Source organism: Nakamurella antarctica, from assembly GCF_003860405.1.
Taxonomy (GTDB): Bacteria; Actinomycetota; Actinomycetes; order Mycobacteriales; family Nakamurellaceae; genus Nakamurella; species Nakamurella antarctica.
This window is the reverse complement of record NZ_CP034170.1, coordinates 2846447-2864804: the sequence shown is the minus strand read 5'-3', so window position 1 is coordinate 2864804 and position 18358 is coordinate 2846447. Positions and strand designations below refer to the sequence as shown.

General features: G+C 62.0%; 16 protein-coding genes and 1 tRNA gene. 12 read left to right on the top strand and 5 right to left on the bottom strand.

The window, feature by feature from the left end:
• Positions 1–94 precede the first annotated feature (94 nt).
• Positions 95–1612 (bottom strand): acetyl-CoA carboxylase carboxyltransferase subunit alpha/beta, encoded by a 1518-nt coding sequence (locus EH165_RS12895; RefSeq protein WP_239020573.1) that lies wholly within the window; start codon positions 1610–1612, stop codon positions 95–97.
• Positions 1597–2808, bottom strand: a complete 1212-nt coding sequence (locus EH165_RS12890; protein WP_124799808.1) for a CaiB/BaiF CoA transferase family protein — start codon at positions 2806–2808, stop codon at positions 1597–1599. Before EH165_RS12890 ends, EH165_RS12895 begins: the two co-directional genes overlap by 16 nt.
• A gap of 141 nt (positions 2809–2949) precedes the next feature.
• Between EH165_RS12890 and EH165_RS12885 the strand changes: the two genes are divergently transcribed.
• Both EH165_RS12885 and EH165_RS12880 read left to right on the top strand, forming a co-directional pair.
• The gene (locus tag EH165_RS12885) at positions 2950–3825 is read left to right on the top strand and encodes an LLM class flavin-dependent oxidoreductase (protein ID WP_124799807.1); all 876 of its coding nucleotides are present in this window, start codon (positions 2950–2952) and stop codon (positions 3823–3825) included.
• A 26-nt stretch (positions 3826–3851) separates the two neighbouring features.
• On the top strand, positions 3852–4763 hold the full coding sequence (locus tag EH165_RS12880; RefSeq protein WP_124799806.1) for a pseudouridine synthase: 912 nt from the start codon (positions 3852–3854) through the stop codon (positions 4761–4763).
• Here EH165_RS12880 and EH165_RS12875 read toward each other — a convergent pair.
• Entirely contained in the window at positions 4760–6094 is a 1335-nt protein-coding gene (locus EH165_RS12875) for an MATE family efflux transporter (protein ID WP_206425953.1), read from the bottom strand. The two genes, EH165_RS12880 and EH165_RS12875, sit on opposite strands and share 4 nt — an antisense overlap.
• A gap of 255 nt (positions 6095–6349) precedes the next feature.
• Here EH165_RS12875 and EH165_RS12870 point away from each other — a divergent pair, with 255 nt between their 5' ends.
• From EH165_RS12870 to EH165_RS12840, 7 genes are all read left to right on the top strand, one after another.
• Positions 6350–7660 (top strand): SAM-dependent methyltransferase, encoded by a 1311-nt coding sequence (locus EH165_RS12870; RefSeq protein ID WP_124799805.1) that lies wholly within the window; start codon positions 6350–6352, stop codon positions 7658–7660.
• On the top strand, positions 7657–8448 hold the full coding sequence (locus EH165_RS12865; protein WP_124799804.1) for a DUF1295 domain-containing protein: 792 nt from the start codon (positions 7657–7659) through the stop codon (positions 8446–8448). The genes EH165_RS12870 and EH165_RS12865 overlap by 4 nt, the downstream gene beginning before the upstream one ends.
• A gap of 80 nt (positions 8449–8528) precedes the next feature.
• Positions 8529–8604 (top strand) — tRNA-Arg (locus EH165_RS12860).
• 449 nt (positions 8605–9053) lie between these two features.
• The gene (locus EH165_RS12855; protein ID WP_124799803.1) at positions 9054–9272 is read left to right on the top strand and encodes a DNA-binding protein; all 219 of its coding nucleotides are present in this window, start codon (positions 9054–9056) and stop codon (positions 9270–9272) included.
• Positions 9269–10336: an AAA family ATPase gene (locus tag EH165_RS12850; RefSeq protein WP_124799802.1), complete on the top strand. Its 1068-nt coding sequence runs from the start codon at positions 9269–9271 to the stop codon at positions 10334–10336. Before EH165_RS12855 ends, EH165_RS12850 begins: the two co-directional genes overlap by 4 nt.
• Positions 10336–11520: a tyrosine-type recombinase/integrase gene (locus tag EH165_RS12845; RefSeq protein WP_164479226.1), complete on the top strand. Its 1185-nt coding sequence runs from the start codon at positions 10336–10338 to the stop codon at positions 11518–11520. The genes EH165_RS12850 and EH165_RS12845 overlap by 1 nt, the downstream gene beginning before the upstream one ends.
• Before the next feature lie 145 nt (positions 11521–11665).
• On the top strand, positions 11666–12829 hold the full coding sequence (locus EH165_RS12840; RefSeq protein ID WP_124799800.1) for a hypothetical protein: 1164 nt from the start codon (positions 11666–11668) through the stop codon (positions 12827–12829).
• Between the two features lie 1402 nt (positions 12830–14231).
• Here EH165_RS12840 and EH165_RS12835 read toward each other — a convergent pair.
• Complete coding sequence (locus EH165_RS12835; protein WP_124799799.1) at positions 14232–14474, bottom strand: hypothetical protein; 243 nt, start codon at positions 14472–14474, stop codon at positions 14232–14234.
• Between the two features lie 775 nt (positions 14475–15249).
• Between EH165_RS12835 and EH165_RS15495 the strand changes: the two genes are divergently transcribed.
• From EH165_RS15495 to EH165_RS12825, 3 genes are all read left to right on the top strand, one after another.
• Positions 15250–15414, top strand: a complete 165-nt coding sequence (locus EH165_RS15495; RefSeq protein ID WP_164479225.1) for a hypothetical protein — start codon at positions 15250–15252, stop codon at positions 15412–15414.
• 311 nt (positions 15415–15725) lie between these two features.
• Complete coding sequence (locus EH165_RS12830; RefSeq protein WP_124799798.1) at positions 15726–16949, top strand: hypothetical protein; 1224 nt, start codon at positions 15726–15728, stop codon at positions 16947–16949.
• Positions 16946–17383 carry a hypothetical protein gene (locus EH165_RS12825; protein WP_124799797.1) on the top strand — a complete coding sequence of 146 codons (438 nt, stop codon included), beginning with the start codon at positions 16946–16948 and terminating at the stop codon, positions 17381–17383. The genes EH165_RS12830 and EH165_RS12825 overlap by 4 nt, the downstream gene beginning before the upstream one ends.
• A 258-nt stretch (positions 17384–17641) precedes the next feature.
• Here EH165_RS12825 and EH165_RS12820 read toward each other — a convergent pair whose 3' ends face one another.
• Positions 17642–18331 (bottom strand): M48 family metallopeptidase, encoded by a 690-nt coding sequence (locus tag EH165_RS12820; protein WP_124799796.1) that lies wholly within the window; start codon positions 18329–18331, stop codon positions 17642–17644.
• Between the last annotated feature and the right edge of the window lie 27 nt (positions 18332–18358).

Genomic DNA, 18358 nt, shown 5'->3' with positions numbered 1-18358 from the left:
CACAGTGACGCGTCAGGATGGCAATTGGTTGTGCGTCAGGTGAACTTCAGTTGTCAACGCTTCGTGCCCGTCGAACAGTAGCCTGCCGACAGGCTTAGCTGGGCAGCCCCAGGCGCCGGTAGCGCTGATGACGTTGCCTCGTTCGTTCCGCGGTCGGGATCGTCATGAGGACGTAGAGCTCGTCGGCGAGTACGTGTCCGAGGCGCCGGCAGAACTCGGCGGGTTCGTCTGCGGCGTCGGGCATTTCGGGGACGACCCGGTCGATGATGCCGGCGGCGAAAAGATCTGCCGAGCGCACGCCCTGCTCTTCGGCCATCTGCGGTGCGTGCGCGGTGTCGCGGTGCACGATGGCGCTGGCGCCCTCCGGCGGTAGCGGCGAGAGCCAGCTGTGCCGCGCCGCGATGACGCGGTCGGCGGGAACCAGGGCCAGCGCGCCGCCACCGGTGCCTTGGCCGAGCAGGATGGAGACGGTGGGGGCGTCGAGGGTGACAAGTTCGGCGAGGCAGCGGGCGATTTCGCCGGCGAGGCCGCCTTCCTCGGCTTCCTTCGAGAGGGCCGCGCCGGGGGTGTCGATGACGGTGACGAGGGGCAGCTGCAGCTCCGCGGCCAGGTGCATTCCGCGGCGCGCCTCACGCAGCGCGGCGGGTCCCATGGGCGCCTCGGAGGTCTGGCCGAGCCGGTCTTGGCCGAGGATGATGCAGGGGGCGCCGTCAAACCTGGCTAGCGCCAACAGGATTCCCGGGTCCACCTCGCCGGTGCCGGTTCCGTTGAGCGGCACCACGTCCGTGGCGGCGCTGCGCAGCAACCGGCGGACGCCGGGTCGGTCGCGGCGGCGGGAGCGGACGATCGAATCCCACGCGGAGATGTCATCTTCTGCGCAAGCGGGCTCGGCGGGGTGCGGCGGTTCGGTGCGGTAGCGGGGGGCCAGCAGGACGTTGAGGACGCGGTCGGCAATGCCCGCGAGGCCGCTCGGGGGTAGGACGGCGTCGAGAAGGCCGTGTGCGTAGAGGTTTTCGGCCGTCTGCACCCCTTCGGGGAAGGGCGTGTTGTAGAGGGCTTCGTACACTCGCGGCCCGAGGAAGCCAACGAGGGCACCCGGCTCCGCGACCGTAAGGTGGCCGAGTGACCCCCAGGAGGCGAGCACCCCGCCGGTGGTGGGGGAGCGCAAGTAGACGAGATACGGCAACCCGGCGCTCTTATGGGCCGCGATTGCTGCGGAGATCTTGACCATCTGTAGGAAGGCGGTGGTGCCCTCTTGCATTCGGGTGCCGCCCGAGACAGGGGAGGCCAGCAGCGGAAGCCCCTGGGCGGTGGCCTTTTCGATGGCCAGCACAAGCCGTTCGGCTGCCGCGACGCCGATGGATCCGCCGAGAAAGCTGAACTCGCAAGCGGTGACGGCGACGCGGCGGCCCCGAAGTAAGCCCTCGCCGCTGATGACGGCCTCGTCCAAGCCCGATTTCGCCCTGGCGGCCACCATCGACGCCGCGTACTCCGGCGACATTGCGACCTCGACCGGGGCTACATCCCAGCTGCGGTAAGTGCCCTGATCAAGCACGATGTCAATCAGTTCCAAGGCGCTGGTCCGGCCGGGCTTAGTCACAAGCTCAGCCAATCCAGAATGGTTCGCGCATCCTCGTCGAGCAGCGGCGGCGCGTCATGGGTCCGTTTGGTGGTCTCGGTTTCCGACTCCGGGGTGGTGTCGAAGAAACGTAACGGTGATCCGGGAATGGTGACGGTTCCGAGGGTCGGGTGGTCAACGTCAACCAACAGATGCTGGGATTTGGTCTGATCCCACTCGTACACTTCCTGCAGGGTGCGGACTTTGCCAGCGGGGATGCCTGCGCCGGCGAGCCTGGTCAGCAGCGGTTCGGCTTCGGTATCGGCGAAGGCCGACTCGACGAGGTCAATCACCGCGGCGCGGTTGGCGACCCGCTCCGGGTTGGTGGCGAAACCGGCGGCGCCTGCGTCGAGGCCGAATTCGGCGCAGAAGTTCTTCCACAATCCTTCGCTACCCACGGCAATCTGGACACTGCCGCCCTGGCAGCGGAACAGGCCGTACGGAACGATGGACGGGTGGTGGTTGCCTTGCGCCTGCGGCAGATCGCCGGCGACGGTCCACCGGGTGCCCTGGAACGCGTGCACCCCCACGATCGAAGCCAGCAGCGACGTCCGCACCAACTGGCCGCGTGTGGTGGTGGCGCGTTCGATGAGTGCGGCGAGAATACCGACCACACCGTAGATCCCGGACAGCAGGTCGCCGATGGGGACGCCGACCCGCTGCGGGTCGTCCGGCGCAGATCCGGTCAACGACATGAGACCGGCTTCGCCCTGGGCGATCTGGTCGTAGCCGGCGCGGCCCCCTTCGGGACCGTCATGCCCGAAACCGGAGATCGACAACGTCACCAAGGTGGGGTTGAGCTGGGCCAGCTTGTCGCTGCCGAACCCGAGGCGCCCCAGCACGCCGGGGCGAAAGTTTTCGATCAACACATCAGCTTTTGCCAGCAGAGCGGTGAGGACTTCGCGGCCTCGGTCGGACTTGAGGTCCAGCGCGATGGATTCTTTGTTGCGGTTACAGGACAGGAAGTAGGTGCTCTGCCGGTCGGCGCCTTCCGGGGTGATGAAAGGTGGCCCCCAGCCGCGGGTGTCGTCCCCGGTGCCGGGGGATTCGACCTTGATGACGCGGGCGCCGAGGTCGCCGAGCATCATGCCCGCGTGCGGTCCGGCGAGGGCGCGGGAGAGGTCGATGACGACGATTCCCGCCAGTGGCCCGGCGCCTTCGGTGACAGGGGGCGTGGAGGGTGCACTCATGACGGGCTCATCTCTATCTACGGTGATATGTGGTGCGAGGGGCCCTGCTAACGGGCAGGTCCCAAGTCTGACACGGCGGCCTGCCGAGGCGGGCTAGGGGTGAGGGCTTCCACCGATAGCGAGCTGGCAGACTCTGATGGCATGACTACGGTAGAAATCGGTGCGTTGTTCCGTCCCCAACTGCCGCCGGAGCGGCTCAAGTCGGTCGTGCACACCGCGCAGGCCGCTGGCCTGGATCAGCTGTGGTTGTGGGAGGACTGCTTCCTGGAAAGCGGGATCGCCACTGCCGCAACAGCATTGGCGTGGTCCGAGACCCTCAAGGTCGGGATCGGCGTGTTGCCAGTGCCTTTCCGTAACGCGGCGCTGACCGCGATGGAATTGGCCACGATCGAGCGGCTCTTCCCGCGCAGGCTGATCCCCGGAATCGGACACGGCGTGCAGGACTGGATGGCGCAGGTGGGAGCGAAGGTCGGCTCGCCGCTGACGCTGCTGCGGGAGCATCTCACCGTCACTCGGGCGTTGCTTGCGGGAGAGCGCGTCGACTTCCACGGTAGGTATGTGAGCTTGGCTGATGTCGCGCTGGACTGGCCGCCGGCCGCGCCCATGGCGGTCCACGCCGCGGCGGGCGGGCCGAAAACCCTGCAGCTGAGCGGCGAATGCTCCGACGGCACGGTGCTGACCAGCGGTACCACTCCAGACCAGGTGCGGGAGGCGAAGCTTTTGATCGACGCCGGGCGGGCCATCGCCGGGCGGACGGATGAGCACGTCATCACCGTGTACCTGATCTGCGCCACAGGGAACGAGGCGCACCTGCGCGTCGAACGTGAGGTGGGGCTATGGAATTACGACCCGGACCAGGACAACCGCGTCGCGGGCGATGCCCACGAGGTCGCTGCGGGCGTCCAGCGCTGGATCGACGCGGGCGCCGACTGCGTGGTGCTGCAACCAACGCTGGACGAGCCGGACCAGGAAGGCTTTGTCACCTTCGCAGCTGAGAAGGTGAAGCCGCTGTTGTAACGGGGGCTTGCGGTACCGTTTTCCCCGTGCCCGCAGCCCCGCTCCCCGTCCGCGACGGGCTCAACCCCACCAGAATCCGGCTGCCGGAAGACGGCGAGTGGGCCACCGTGGTCGAATACCTGTTGCAGCGCTTCCCGGATGACGCCGTCCGGCTGGCCGAAAAGGTGGCCGCAGGCGAGGTGGTGGAACTGGACGGCAGCCCTGTCACCTCTGAAACCGCCTACACACCGCGGGCTTTCATTTATCTGTATCGCGATCCGCGCCCGGAGAACCGGGTGCCGTTCGAGATCGAGATCGTGCACCGCGACGAGAACCTGCTGGTGATCGATAAACCGCACTTTTTGGCCAGCACGCCGCGCGGCCTCTACATCACGGAGTCTGCGGTGGTCCGGCTGCGGGTGCTGCTGGACCTGCCGGAGCTGAGCCCGGCCCACCGGCTTGACCGGGTGACGGCCGGGTTGCTGGTTTTCGTGGTGCGCCAGGAACATCGCGGGGCTTATCAGACCATGTTTGCCCGCCGCGAGGTGCACAAGGGGTACGAGGCGATCGCCCGGGTGGACCCGTCATTGGAACTGCCGATGACGGTTCGCAGCCACATCATCAAGGAGCGCGGCACCCCCAAGGCACGCGAGATCGACGGCCTGGAGCCCAATGCCGAGTCGCTGGTGGAACTGGTGGATGTTCGCGGCGAGATCGGCAAATACCGGCTGAGCCCGAAAACCGGTAAGACGCATCAGCTTCGGCTGCACATGAGCTCGATCGGCTTGCCCATCATGCACGATCACTTCTACCCCGACCTATACGACGTGCCGTCGCAGGATTATTCGAAACCCCTGCAACTACTGGCGAAAACCATCGCGTTCACCGACCCCATCACCGGGGTGGCGCATCACTTCGAAAGCCCGCGCCAGCTCCAGGAATGGCCGGATCCGAGCTAACGGCTTTCGCCAGCCACCAGCCACCGATCGCCCTTGACGCGAAACGTCATCGCGATGAACCGGATGGCGATAAAGAACCCGAGCCCGGCCCACACCCCGCCGATGCCCCAGTCGAATACCGCCGCCGCCACGGCGAGCGGGATGTAGCCGAACAGCGCAGACAGCAGCGTGACCGTTCGCACGTAAGCGTTGTCGCCGGCGCCGAGCAGGACCCCGTCGAGGGCGAACAGGATTCCGCCGATCGGCATCATCGCGACCAGCCAGGGCCAGAGGGCGTGAGCCTGATTCTGGACGGCGGAGTCAGCGGTGAAGATTTGCGGGATCACGTACCAGCCCGCGGCAAAGACGACGCCGATGACGAGCCCGGCGATGGCTCCGTACTTCGTCACTCGTAGAGCTGTTTCGCGGGCGGCCAGCAGGTTGCCGCGGCCCAAGGCGGCCCCCACCAGTGCTTGCGCGGCAATGGCAAAGGCGTCGAGCAGCAGGGCGACGAAGTTCCAGAGCTGCAGGCCCACCTGGTGCGCGCCGAGTTGGGCGGCGCCCATCCGGCCAGCGACCGCCGCTGCGGTCAGGTACGAACCTTGAAAAGCCGCGGCCCGCAGCACTAGATCCCGGCTGACGACGAGCTGCTTCTTCATAATCGGCCAGTCGGGCTTGGCCGGTACCTGCTCCCGCCGCTGGGCGCGCAGGCACACAGCGGCGCCGAAAGTCTGCGCGATCACGTTGGCGATCGCCGACCCCTCGAGCCCAAGCCCCACGGGGTAGACCAGGATGGGGCAGGCGATGGCCGAAATGATGTTGGCTAGCACCACTATTCGCACCGGTGTGCGGGTGTCCTGAACACCGCGGAGCCAGCCGTTCGCCGCGGCGATCAGCAATATCCCTGGCAGCCCGAACATCGCGATACGGAGCCAGGATTCGGCGGCGTCGGCAACCTCGCCGGGGCCGCCCGCTATCAACCGAGTGGCCGGGCCGGCGATAACTTGGCCGACACCGAGGGCAATGAGCCCGAATATCACTGCGAGCCAGGAGGCTTGGACGCCTTCGACGACGGCGGCGTCGCGGCGGCCGGCGCCGAAGTAGCGCGCCGCTCGGCCGGTGGTGCCGTATTGCAGGGTGGTTCCGAGGATCGCGAGCAGCGTCATCAACGCTCCTGCGGCGCCGAGTGCGGCCAATGGCACCCGTCCGAGGTGGCCAACGACCGCGGTGTCGACCAGCAGGAAGATGGGCTCGGCTACCAAGACGATGAAGGCGGAGCCGGCCAGGCTGAAGATTCGCTTCGGGGAGTGGTCCAGGTCCTTCACTGGTGCCCGACCGCTCGTTGCGGGCACGGCGGGATGCCTCTGGGTGATCCGGGGGAGCGCTCCGGGCTGGCGGTGGCTGCCGGGGCGGTGAGGCTCATGGGGGAATCGTACGGTCTCGCTTTCGGGTGGACTTGGCGTGCAATGACGACGGCAGTGGGGCTCGAGCGCCGATCGCGTGGGAAGCTCGATTCTCGTCGGATCGCAAACCGTTTGGCCGAGTGATTCGAATTGCTCAGCAAACACCCCACGTACTGCACTGGGAAAATAGCACTGGGAGAATTGATGGCTAAGGCGACAACAGCTCAGCGACTGCTCGACGTGGCAGGCCGGGTGATGGGCGCCGACGCCCCCCTGCGGATCCAGGCATGGGACGGCAGCGTTGCCGGGCCCGCCGAGGCGACCACGGTGATATTCCGGTCGCGTCGAGGGCTGCGCCGGTTGATGTGGAGCCCCAACGAGATGGGCTTGGCCGAGGCCTACATCAGCGGCGACATCGACCTGGACGGTGAACTCGGCGAGGGGCTGTCGACCATGTGGGCGGCGGTGCGTGCGGGCGAGATGAGCAAGCCAAAGCTGGGTGTCAAACAAGCGGTCGGGTTGGCGGGGTCCGCGGTGCGGTTGGGCATCATCGGGCGGCGACCGCCGAAACCCGAGCAGGCGGCGCAGCTTTCGGGCGAACAACATTCTCGGGACCGCGACCGGGCCGCGATTGCCCACCACTACGACCTCTCGAACGCGTTCTATTCTCTACTGCTCGACGAGTCGATGGCATATTCCTGCGGTTATTACGTCGACGGTCCGGGCACCGACCTCGTCGTCGCCCAGAGGGCCAAGCTGGACCTGGTGTGTCGCAAGCTCGGGCTCGCCAAAGGGAGCAAGCACTTGGACATCGGGTGCGGGTGGGGGTCGCTGATCATCCACGCGGCCAAGCACTTTGGCACCCAGTCGACCGGGGTGACGCTGTCGCGGCAGCAGTTCGACTTCGTCTCGCAGCGGATCATCGACGAGGGGGTCGAAGGCCAGGTAACAGTGCGGCTGGCGGATTACCGAGAGCTCTCGGTCGATAGCTCTTCAGGCGCTCGCATGTTCGAGCCTGGAACCTTCGATGCCGTTTCGACGATCGAGATGGGCGAGCATGTCGGCGACGCCGAGTATCCGGCATTCGCGTCGATCCTGTTCGACATGCTGCGGCCCGGCGGACGCGCCCTGGTACAGCAGATGTCTCGCGGCGAAAACGCCCCCGGCGGTGGCGCGTTTATCGAGAAGTTCATTGCGCCGGACATGCACATGAAGCCGCTGGGAATGACGGTCAACCTGCTCAACAATTCCGGCCTCGAGGTACGCGACGTGCAGGCGCTGCGGGAGCATTACACGTGGACGATTAGGGCCTGGCTGGAACGGTTCGAGGCCCGGTTGCCGGAAGTGGACGAGATGCTCGGCGAGGTGGGCACCCGGGTCTGGCGGCTGTACCTGGTGGGCAGCGCCCTCGCGTTCGAGGAGAACCGGATGGGCGTGGACCAGATGCTCTGCCAAAAGCCATTGGTAAATGGGGTCTCCGCGATGGAGCCGACCGAGAAGGCATGGGCACTATGACGCTTCCTGTAGCGACGCTTTTTGCCGTACTGGGATTCACCCTGCTGGCGGTGGTGGTCGTGATGGCTACCGCGTTCACGATCGGCACCATCACCAAGAAGTATTCGGTGATCGACGCGATGTGGGGGCCGGGTTTCGTCGTCATCGCGTGGGTCGCGTTCGCTGTGTCGGCGGGACACGGCGACACGTTGGTCCGGTGGATAGTGGTTGCTGCGGTGACCATCTGGGGTTTGCGCTTGGGCGGATACATTCTGCTGCGCAACCACGGGCTGCCGGAAGACGGTCGCTACATCGACATGTTGAAGGACGTCGGCCCGACCGGCGTCATCAGGAAAGTGCAAGTACCGCAGGGGCTCGCCATGTGGTTCGTGTCGCTGCCGGTGCAGCTCGCCATGGTGTTGCCGGGCCCCGCGGGTTGGGGTCTGTGGGTCGGCGTTGCAGTGTGGTTGGTGGGCATCGGGTTCGAGGCGATCGGCGATGCGCAGCTCGCGAAGTTCAAGTCTGACCCAGCCAACAAGGGCCAAGTGATGAATCGGGGTCTGTGGCGATACACCAGGCACCCCAACTACTTTGGTGACGCGACGCTGTGGTGGGGGATCTTCCTGATGGTCTCCTGGAGCTGGATTGGGTGGCTGACCATCCTCTGGCCGGCAGCGATGACGTACCTGATCGTCGCGAAGACCGGAAAGGCATTGACCGAGAAGCGGATGTCGAGTTCCAAACCGGGATACGCCGAGTACGTCGAGACGACTTCCGGTTTCCTGCCGCTGCCACCGAGGAAGAAGTGAAGCTTGGGGGCGCCGTGATTTTCCGGCAACAGTGATTTTCCGGAAACCGAGCCGTCCGACTACGCTGGAACCGTTATCCCGCCTCCGTAGCTCAGGGGATAGAGTAGGGCACTCCTAACGCTCTGGTCGCAGGTTCGAATCCTGCCGGGGGCACCAACGCACGGTACCTGATCTGCAAAGACAGGAGGATTACGTGCTCGCTATTTTGAACCTGGATCGCTTTACTCCCCGTTTACTCCCCGGAAACCCTCAAAACGCTGGGCGCCCAAGCGCAAGATTCCTCGCCGGAGCCCGACGTCGGCCTCTCAAATCGGCTTGCAGGCCGAAGAATCAAGGATTTGAAGCCTTGAATTCTTGCTCACCGCCCCTGGCCTGCGATGACTTCAAGAATTCAACAATTCAGTGTGTGCGGGACTATGGAAATTATTCGGAGCGCGTGCAGCGATCCGGGCATCCAGGTTCTCATCATCAACTTGAGCAAGATGCTCTGGAATCTCGTCAGGAGTTAACTCACCAACTCTTCGCTCCATACGTTTTCGGTACCGCTTGGTGCCGCTCATACGTACTTGACCGCACGTTCGGTCAAGAGAACGGATTGACGACGGATGACAAACGCATGGAACGAGAGCGCGCAGCAGTTGCCCACCTCGCTGGCAACGCCGATGGAAGTGTCCGCAAAGATCGGAATTCCAGTCGCGACTTTGGCGCAGTGGCGCTGGCGCGGCGTGGGGCCCGGCTATTTGAAGCTCGGCCGACACGTCAAGTACGACTGGGCCGTGGTTTCGGCTTGGCTGCAGACCCAGTCGCAGGGTGGCGTGCGATGACGCGGCCCGAAATTGCTCGGCTGCCGCTGAACGACGTTATTGCTGCGAGGGATGTTCAGCCCACCAACGTCACGTGGCTGTGGCCTGGCCGACTGCCCGCGGGCAAGCTCACGATGCTTGATGGCGATCCGGGAACCGGCAAGTCAACCTTGGCTTTGGAAATTTGTGCACGTCTGTCCGTAGGCGGCTCTTGGCCCGACGGTGGGACGGCCCCGTTGGGTGCTTCTCTGATCCTTACCGCAGAAGACGACCTGGCGGACACGGTCGTGCCGCGGCTTATCGCGGCTCGAGCGAATCTGGACAATGTCCACATGTGGACCGACAGCCCCGCAGGCGGCGGCGGTGGTCGGAGCGTTCAGTTCCCGACGGACCTTGATGATCTGCGGCACCGCATCACCTACGTCGGTGCGCGACTGGTGGTGGTCGACGTCCTCATGGCTTACCTCAGCGACGCGATCGACGCGCATAAGGATCAGTCGGTGCGCTTGGTGATGCGGGGTTTGACCAGAGTGGCAGCTGATACTGGGGCGGCAATGCTCTTGCTCCGGCACCCGACGAAGACGATCGGTTCCTCGGCGCTTCACCGCGGTGGTGGGTCGGTCGGGATTATCGGAGCGGCCCGTGCGGGTTTGCAGGTGGTCCTAGATCCGGCCACTCCGGAGACGCGTCTGCTCTCGGTCACTAAGTCCAGCTACAGCAAAAAAGCGGTCACCTTGAAGTACAACCTGGTTGCGCATCCGAGCGGGGTGGCTTCGGTTGAATGGCTAGGGACGGACAACAGATCTGCGGACGACATCGTTAACCCAAGCATCTTCGACAGTCGCGAAGTGACCGCCACAAAGTGGTTACGTAGTTACCTCGGCGGACAAGCAGGACCATTTGATGCCGCACCCATTATCAAGGAGGCAGCAGCAGAAGGAATCGGCGAAGCCACCCTGCGACGTGCACGACTCACCCTAAAAATTGAGTCCAGAAAGGTTCAACAACAATGGGTCTGGTCTTGGATAGATACATCGAAACCTACCGGAGCAGTTTTGCCTTCTACTGTGCACGAGGCACTGTGATGGCGCGGCCAGCGCTGCCCATCGGGACCTGGGGCGTTATCAGCCGCACTCGCATCGATGCCAACAAGTGGCGCGCTCGCACTCGGTATCGCGACGCCGACGGCTCCACTCGGGATATCTCTGTGTGGGCGGAATCGGCCAGCAAGGCAGAACGAGAGTTACGAATGCGGCTGGTGTCTCGCGAGACTCCAGCCGGTACCGATATTTCTGCAGACATGACAGTGACGCGACTGTCTGAAGTGTGGATGGAGGAAATACTCCAGGAAGGCAAGGCGCACAACACCATTCAGCGCTACAACGATGTGGTGCGCAGATACATCCTGCCGGGAATCGGTGGTTTGCGAATGCGTGAGTGCACGGTTTCTCGCATCGATCGGTTCGTAAAAGACGCAACGGAGCAGGGCAGCCAAACGCGGCACCACTGCCGGACCGTGCTGTCCGGCATGTTGGGGTTGGCGGTCCGGCACGGCGCACTAACTACGAACCCGATGCGGGATATTAGCCGACCGACACCGAAACCTGCTGCGGTGAATCGGATCTTGACTCTTGATGAGATTGCCGCTGTGCGGTTGGCTGCTCGAGAGCTGGGCGCAAACGAGCCAGGAAAAGTCGGAAGACCGAAGTCGTTCAGCGCCATCGATCTGGTGGACGTGTTGCTCGGCACCGGCGCGAGAATAGGTGAGGTTCTGGCAGTCCGGTGGATGGATATTGACCTCGGCGTAACGCCGGCAACTTTGACGATTCGGGGAACCGTGGTGCGAAAAGGTAAGGAGGGGTTGGTGATTCAGGAGCATCCGAAAACTCCAGGGTCGGTGCGGACTGTGTCTCTTCCTGCTTTCGTCTTTGAGATGCTGGAACGACGCCGAGCGGAGGAGTCGCTTAGTAATCCGTTCGATCTTGTGTTCCCGTCCTCCGACGGGACGATTATGGATCCGGTGAACGCCCAGAAACAGTGGCGAAAGGTACGTACGGCCGCGGGCCTGGAATGGGCAACATACCGAACTTTCCGCAAGACGGTGGCAAGCCTGATCGACAGCCAGAGCTCGACCAAGGCTGCGGCCGCGCAACTGGGCCACTCCACCACGACGACCACCACTCGGCACTACGTCCACCGCTCGAACGTTGCCCCGGATCTGGCGAACTTGCTCAACGAGCTCGTCCGCCCGGTAGGGGGTGCAGCATGAGCGCTTTAGGAATGTTTCCAGCACTGGGTACTCCTGCAGGCAAGCGGTCCACTTCGCAGAAGGGTTGGTGTGCGCAGCTTCCAACTACTGGCGAAAGTCGATATTTTTTGGACATTTCCTCTGCAACAGAACAGGTGATCGCATCATGACAATGCAGCCCTTCTCCAACGCTCCAGGGGATCCGATCCTTCGGGTCGCGGCGCAACTGGAATACCCGGACGGCAGCACCCGAACCATCACGGCCAGCAGCGAAGACGCCGCCGCAGTCGAAGATGCCGCCGCATTCGTAGGCAGGATGGATGGCACATCGTTCAGTTATGCGGAAGCGATTCAGCACACCTGTCGCGTCCAGGCCGGCATGGACCACGTACAGGCCCTGGTGATTGAGGGCTTCACTGGTCGTATCTGGATCGCCCTGGGGCTGGGGACCTGGGATGCATGGGCGGACAAGTTCTTCGGGAACCGCCCCATGCTCGCATTCTCTCGCGAACAACGACCCGCCCTAGTCGCGAGCCTCAGCGATGCGGGGCTGTCCACCCGCGCAATCGGAGCCGCCCTCGGCGTCGGGCAGCGCACGGTCGTGAGGGATATCAGTTCAGCTGAGTCAAATGACTCAGGTGAATCTGCCGTTCAGGGGGTTGAACGACGTGACAAAGTCGCTGGCGTGGATGGGAAGGACTACACGAGGCCGACGCCGAAGGTGCCGATGTGTGAGGTTTGCGGGGAGCGCAATGAGGATTGCATGGGCGGGGATGGGTGCAGCGAGTGGCAGAAGTATTTGACTGGAGAGCGGAAGCGTGTTCCCCCTGGGCCTCCAATGCCGCCGTTACCGCGGAACCCTCCGTATGTGCCGCCTGCGCTGGGCCACGACACAATCTTTTCCAACGGGCAAGGGTTCTCCAGTACCGCTGACTCACCCGATGTGGAGTCGGAGCGTGACGTAGAGGCTGATGAATTTGTAGACGGCCTTCTGTGTTCCGCAGTGAATCCGGAAGACGCCGAGGTAGAGACCGAACAACTGGCTGAGGTTCTGGCGAAAATAGTGCGAGTGCGGACGGCACTGGTCGACGGGATTAGCGGTATCGGCCCAGCGGCGCAAGAAGTGCGATCCATTCGGCGCTTGATGGGTGCGATCGCGGCTTCAGGCATGGCCTTTCCCACTACGGCCAAGGTGAGTCTTGCAGAATTGGATGCTGCCGCCTCGGCGGCTGTCACGGAGATCACGGCGATGCGGGCGAGCGTGGCTGGGGCCATGTTGCTCACGAGGGGCGGTGTAATCATGAACGCTGAGCAGATAACCGGACACTAGTGAGCGTCTGCACCGGAGTCCGTGTGTACCTGGGGGCGCGGAATGCGTACGCATCCGCGCCCCCAGGTACCGAAAGAATTGGCGGCGGCGACGTATCTGTCGATGACGGCATTCAAGATGTAGGTGATCCTGGCAGGGCACCTGTGGGGTAGTTCAGATCCCATGCAAGACGGGCTTACCGGCGATTCGTTAGCGGTCGAACCAGGGCGGTCTAAACGAACGGTGACGTCGGCTCTGACTGAGCTGAAACAGACCGGATGGTTGACGGTGTTCGGTGCGTGGCTGGGTGGGGTCAGCAACCGACTGATTACGCCGTCGAGCCTGTGTCTCTGGCTCAGTTGGACGATGACGGCGTTCCGATCCGTACAGCTGGCGCGGCGTTGCAGCAAACAGCAACCATGAAAACGGGAGAGGGTAGTCATCCTTAAACACCAGCTCGCGCCGGGTTGCAGAAAACTGCATCCAATGATGCCGATTCGCCTGAATTGGCACCCGAGTGCAGGAAACTTCAGGCATTCTGCGAATACCTCACCTTTGAGTCTGTGTGCCCGGAGCAGGAGGTGTCGCGAAAGAACGGCTGGCGAGCACTTGGGGATCGCAATTGCAACGTGATCCACAACGGCTTCATTTGCTCCTACAAGGTCGACTGCTCAAACCGCACGGCCCGGCTCAACGCACTCACACCGCTAGCACACCAAATTCCCTTCCGCCCAAGCCATGCGCTTCCTCGCGTGAAGCCGACCCAGAACGCTCCCCAGGTCCAATTAGCGCCCCAGAGCGTCGCTCCCAACGCCTCGCTCGCCGACTCGAACACAGCTCATGTATCTACAGACCTCTGGCATCTCGTCGGCTTCGCGTACCGGGGTCCCATCTTTTGGTCCAAGCTCGAATGAAGACCGGCCGATTGGCGGCTGCTGTTCCAACGAAAATTTCGATCATCCTTGTCGTGCCGCAACCGGGGGAGATGTCCAGGCGCGCCCTTGGGTATAGGCCCCGAACCGCAGAATGGAAATACACCGACCACCACAGCCGGTCGGCTTGCTGGGGCTGACTTGTTGTCGCGGGACTGTCTCGTCAACGAGGCTGCCTCCACCCGCCAAATGCGAGATGCCAGAGGTGTGTAGATGTGAGGCGGTGGTTTTTCGGGGGTGCGTTGCGGGACGAGACGCAGCGGCGCACGCGCTTGCGTCGAGTGGTTGATGTGGCCAGCGCTAGGTGCTGCGGCGCTAGCGGCGGGGGCGGCGTCGAAGTCGATGTGCCAGGATGTCGGCGGTGACGGTCTGAGTTGGCCGCTGGGCGGACGGATGGGACTTGGCTAGCGGGCCGACCATGAACACGTCGCGGTGATTCCCGATCGTTCACTTGGTGCGGACGAGCCTCGTGGGATCTCTGGCGGAAGTCGCTACTGGTCTTTGTTGGTGTCGAGTTTTTTGAGGAGGCCAACCATGATTTGGTTGAACTTCTCGGTGTCTTCGTCGCGGTGGTCGGTTGCGTCATGCGCCCAGAACCGCTCCGGCAGCTTCGGTAGTTCTTCGGTGATCGCTGCCCGAAGATACAACCCGCAACTTTGGTAAGTGCGGGCCGCCCAGGCATTCACTGCGTCCAAGACTGGGCGGTCCGTGCGGACCGAAACGATCGGCGACAAATTGGCTGTGTGCCTGTTTCCAACCTCACAAGAGACCCCTTGGATCTACCTGTAAAGAAAGCTCATCTAGAGCTGTTCAGCTTTTCCTGGTGGTTTCTACTTTTACAAACGCAGCAAGAGAAACCGCAGGTCCAGCTTTGCTCTGATGCGGTCCTACAGGGCAGCTGTGTCAGCTGACACAGGTGAGACCGCAGCTCAAGCGTTGAGGGCGGCGGGCTTTCACTGAAATGTACCGTGGCGTTTGCCACAGTAGAGCCAGCGAAGGTAGCTCCCTACTGTCCCAAATGGGAGAGGGAAACGGCACGTCAGGTGTTCCATTTGGAACAGGAGAAACGAGGAAGGCAGTGCCCTACTGATCCTTTTGGCTCAGAGGAAACCGCTAGGAGAGGTTGTCGAGCCGCAGTCGAGAAGTATCGCGACTCCGCAGGTTAAGAGCTTGAGACGCAGCAGGTCAGATGGTTCCGCTGGTCAGGGCGTTAAGGGGGAGTGGGGAGTGTTGGTGGCGCAGGTCGACATTTCCTGGAAACTTGAAAGGTGATTCCGCAGTTCAGAAGCTTGCTCGCTGCTGAGAGGTCGGAATTTGCCGAAATGGGAAGTCAAAAGTAGTTTGCCAGGCGGCGAACGTTTTGTTGTCTTGGTTTTGCGGTTGCGAGATCCAAGCAGCTTCGGGAATGGCGAGGACCTTGGGGATCACGGTCGGCTTGGTGAATCGGGTGGGGTGCTGCGCTAGGGCCGTTGTGAGCGTGCCGATGAGCCAGTTTTTGGTGGTTTCGGCGTGGCTGTAGTGGACGGCGGTGGGTGTGTGAAGTCCGATGCAGGTGTGGAGGTGGTTTTAGTCATCGACGAAGCCGCCGTGAAGGTGCGAGCGGCACTCAGGGAGTTGACCACGTCGGGAAAGAAAGGTGTGTACTTCAAGGTCTTGAACCACGCCTCGCTGTAGGTGTTGTCGTTGGAGACCCCTCGCCGGGAATGGGATTAGGGGGTCTGTAAGTCAGCGTGGAATGCCCCGACCAGCTTGCTGATCATCACGGTGCCGTGAATTCGCTGGTCGCACTTGGGCTCCGACGATCCTGCGGGAGTAAATGTCGACCATCACGCAGGCGTCGAAATACTGGCTTTTGACCGGCTCGGCCAGTTTGGTGATGTCCCAGGTCAACACCTGACCTGCGGCGGCGGCCTGCTGATTCAGAATACCCCGCGGTGGGTGCGGTGCGCGCCTCCGGCCCAGGGCTAATGCTGTAGGTTCATCTGATGGCCGACGGAGATGGTGGGGCGCACTTTGCTCGTTTAAAGCTCAGTGGCGCCCGATTTAACAAGGCACGACTTCCAATAGACGCCCTGATAGAAATACAGCGTTACCGAACGATGCTTCTGGAGTCGGCAAAGCGAGCCTGGCTTGCAGAGGGCTACGAAGAGCCCCTTCCACCCGAATTCGAGACGGATTTCGACCTGGCGATTTCTGGCGTTGCGGACGGCAGTGCGATCCCGCTTCTTGATAGGCCAGCGTCTCAGTACGATCGATATTACGACCGTGGGCGCGACAATCTTGAGGCCGACCTCTCAAAGCTTGCACGGGTTGACTTCGACTCACCGGAACGGGTCGATAGTGCCTTCGAAGAAATCGCGCACGAACTCGAATTATCCAACGATCTATCTTCCTGGAACGCGCTTTCTTCATTGGCTGCGTTCCTGGACTTTGGAACCAGCCTTCGACCCGACGAGACACTGCAACTGCAGGCTCGCGGAGAGGAGCATGAGTACCTCGAAATCACCACCGACACCGCCTCGACCACATTTCGGCCGTTTGCGCAGATCGTAATGGAGGCTGTAGGTCCACCAGGGGCGCTTTTAAATCCACCAGTTGTGCCCGTAGAGAACGAAAAATTTATCTCTACCGTTGCTGGTCGGCTTTTCGCAATGAATGCCGACAAGAAAAGTTTCGATATTGAAACCCTGCACTACGGAAATGTCCACGGAAACTATTCCGAGGCCGAATTGACTGCAGACCTAAAAGCTGTGCTTGAATCTCGCGCCCAGGCTCCGGTGGTTCGTGTGACCGGGCGGATGAGTTGGAGAGATGGCCAGCTGTATCGCATACTGCAAGTCGATTCGTTAGAATTACTCCAAATCGAGGCAGAGCCATGGTCTGGTCGCATCCGCGAACTTGCCTACCTATCGCCGAACTGGCATCCCGACTTCGAGAAGAGCTCTGTTATATCATTTGTCGCTATCGATGCTGCTCGCGAGGCCATGAGGTCAGTCTCAGATTTGTTACCGCAGCCCGGTATCTATCCATGCGAAGATGGTGGGGTCGTGGTCGAATGGCCCACCTCGAAACGGCTACTGACGCTAGAAATTAATTCCGAAGCTGCTCTGTATCTGTTCAACATGGGTCTGGAGACTGGAGATGCCACGGACCTCTACACACAAGATCTCACCGAGATTAAATCGCAACTACGGGAAGCCCTCCGATGACCGCCTCGTTTCAAAATCTGGACGGATGCGAATTCGACCTCGAAGATGACGCTGAATTGTTGTACAGGCAAATTCCCACCCACAACTGGGATCCAAATGTTCGCCGACCACTTTCGCATGCGTTTGGACCTTCAAGTGCAGATAAGGGAAAGCCCTCGTACGCAAGATCTTCCTTGGCTAGCCCGTCTGAGAGTCGCGCATGGCACAACGAAAATGCCAATTCAAAGTCAGAGGTCGTGTTCGCCGTTTCTGTGGCTGAAGTAAAAGCCCTGGATACCCGCTCGGTCGACGACAGCCAGTGTCGCGAAGGGCAATCACCCGGGCACTGTTACGTGGACTTCAGGCACCTTGAAAAATTCGACGAGAGAAAGTTGCGCGCAAAGCTGTACAATCACGCGATCGACCGCTGGAAGATTCCCTCTGAAAGTGATTAGACTACCTTCCACGCTGGGGTGCAGATCTCGATCTGATTATTCGGCCGGAGCCACAAACGGATGCACCGAAGTAGCCCTGCCGTAGGCAGTACCTCGGCCCACTTCATACGCGCAAATTGCGATTCTCTAATCTGACATTCTGGCTCATTTCTAAGCCAAGCTTCAAAGCGGTATCAGCTGCCCGACCAGGGTAACTCCGAAGTCGAACCCGAAAGACACACGCCGTTTGCGCAGTGCAGAGAAACGAGCGCGCTTAGGCTACACGTAATTACCCGTAACACCGTGCCACAGGGCGGCTCCGGTGTTTGCGAGCTCTGCTTTGCGTTGTTCGCAGTCGGGCATTGCTCTGTTGAGAAGCTGCCAAAATGCGGGGCCGTGGTGTGCTTCGCGGAGATGAGCCAGCTCGTGCGCGAGCACGTACTCGACCAGCCTAGGGCGCAGCTGCATGGTCGCCCAATGAATGCGTACCCGACCGTCGGGCAGAGTAGAACCCCACTTGTTGCCTAGGTCTGCCACTTCGATCATGTGAGGATCGACGCATAATCGCTTGGCCCAGTCTGCGGCTCGGGGCCTTATCCAGGTCAGCCCTGCCATCCGGTACCAGGCGATGACATGCTCGTATCCCGTTTCGGAAATGGCCTTGGGGAGGTTTAGCTTCCCACGTTGCAGCCGCACCCGATGGTCGCCGGTGTCGACGATTCGAAGCTGGTGGCTGCGCCCAAGGTACAGAAAGCCTTCACCATCAACAAACTCCTTCGTGACCGGCTCGTAGCGAAGGGATTCCTTTTCGGCCAGCTTGCGGTAAATCCATTCCCGCTTGGACGTCAAAAAGTGTTCGAGCTCAGCCTGTTCGACGTCGGGTGCAGCCTTGAGTTGCAGGCTCCCGTCGCGGTCGATGGTCAGCTTTGCCTTTCGGCTGGTGCCATCGGTTTCGACGGGGATCGTCATCCCATCGAGTCGAAGCGTCCTCTCGAC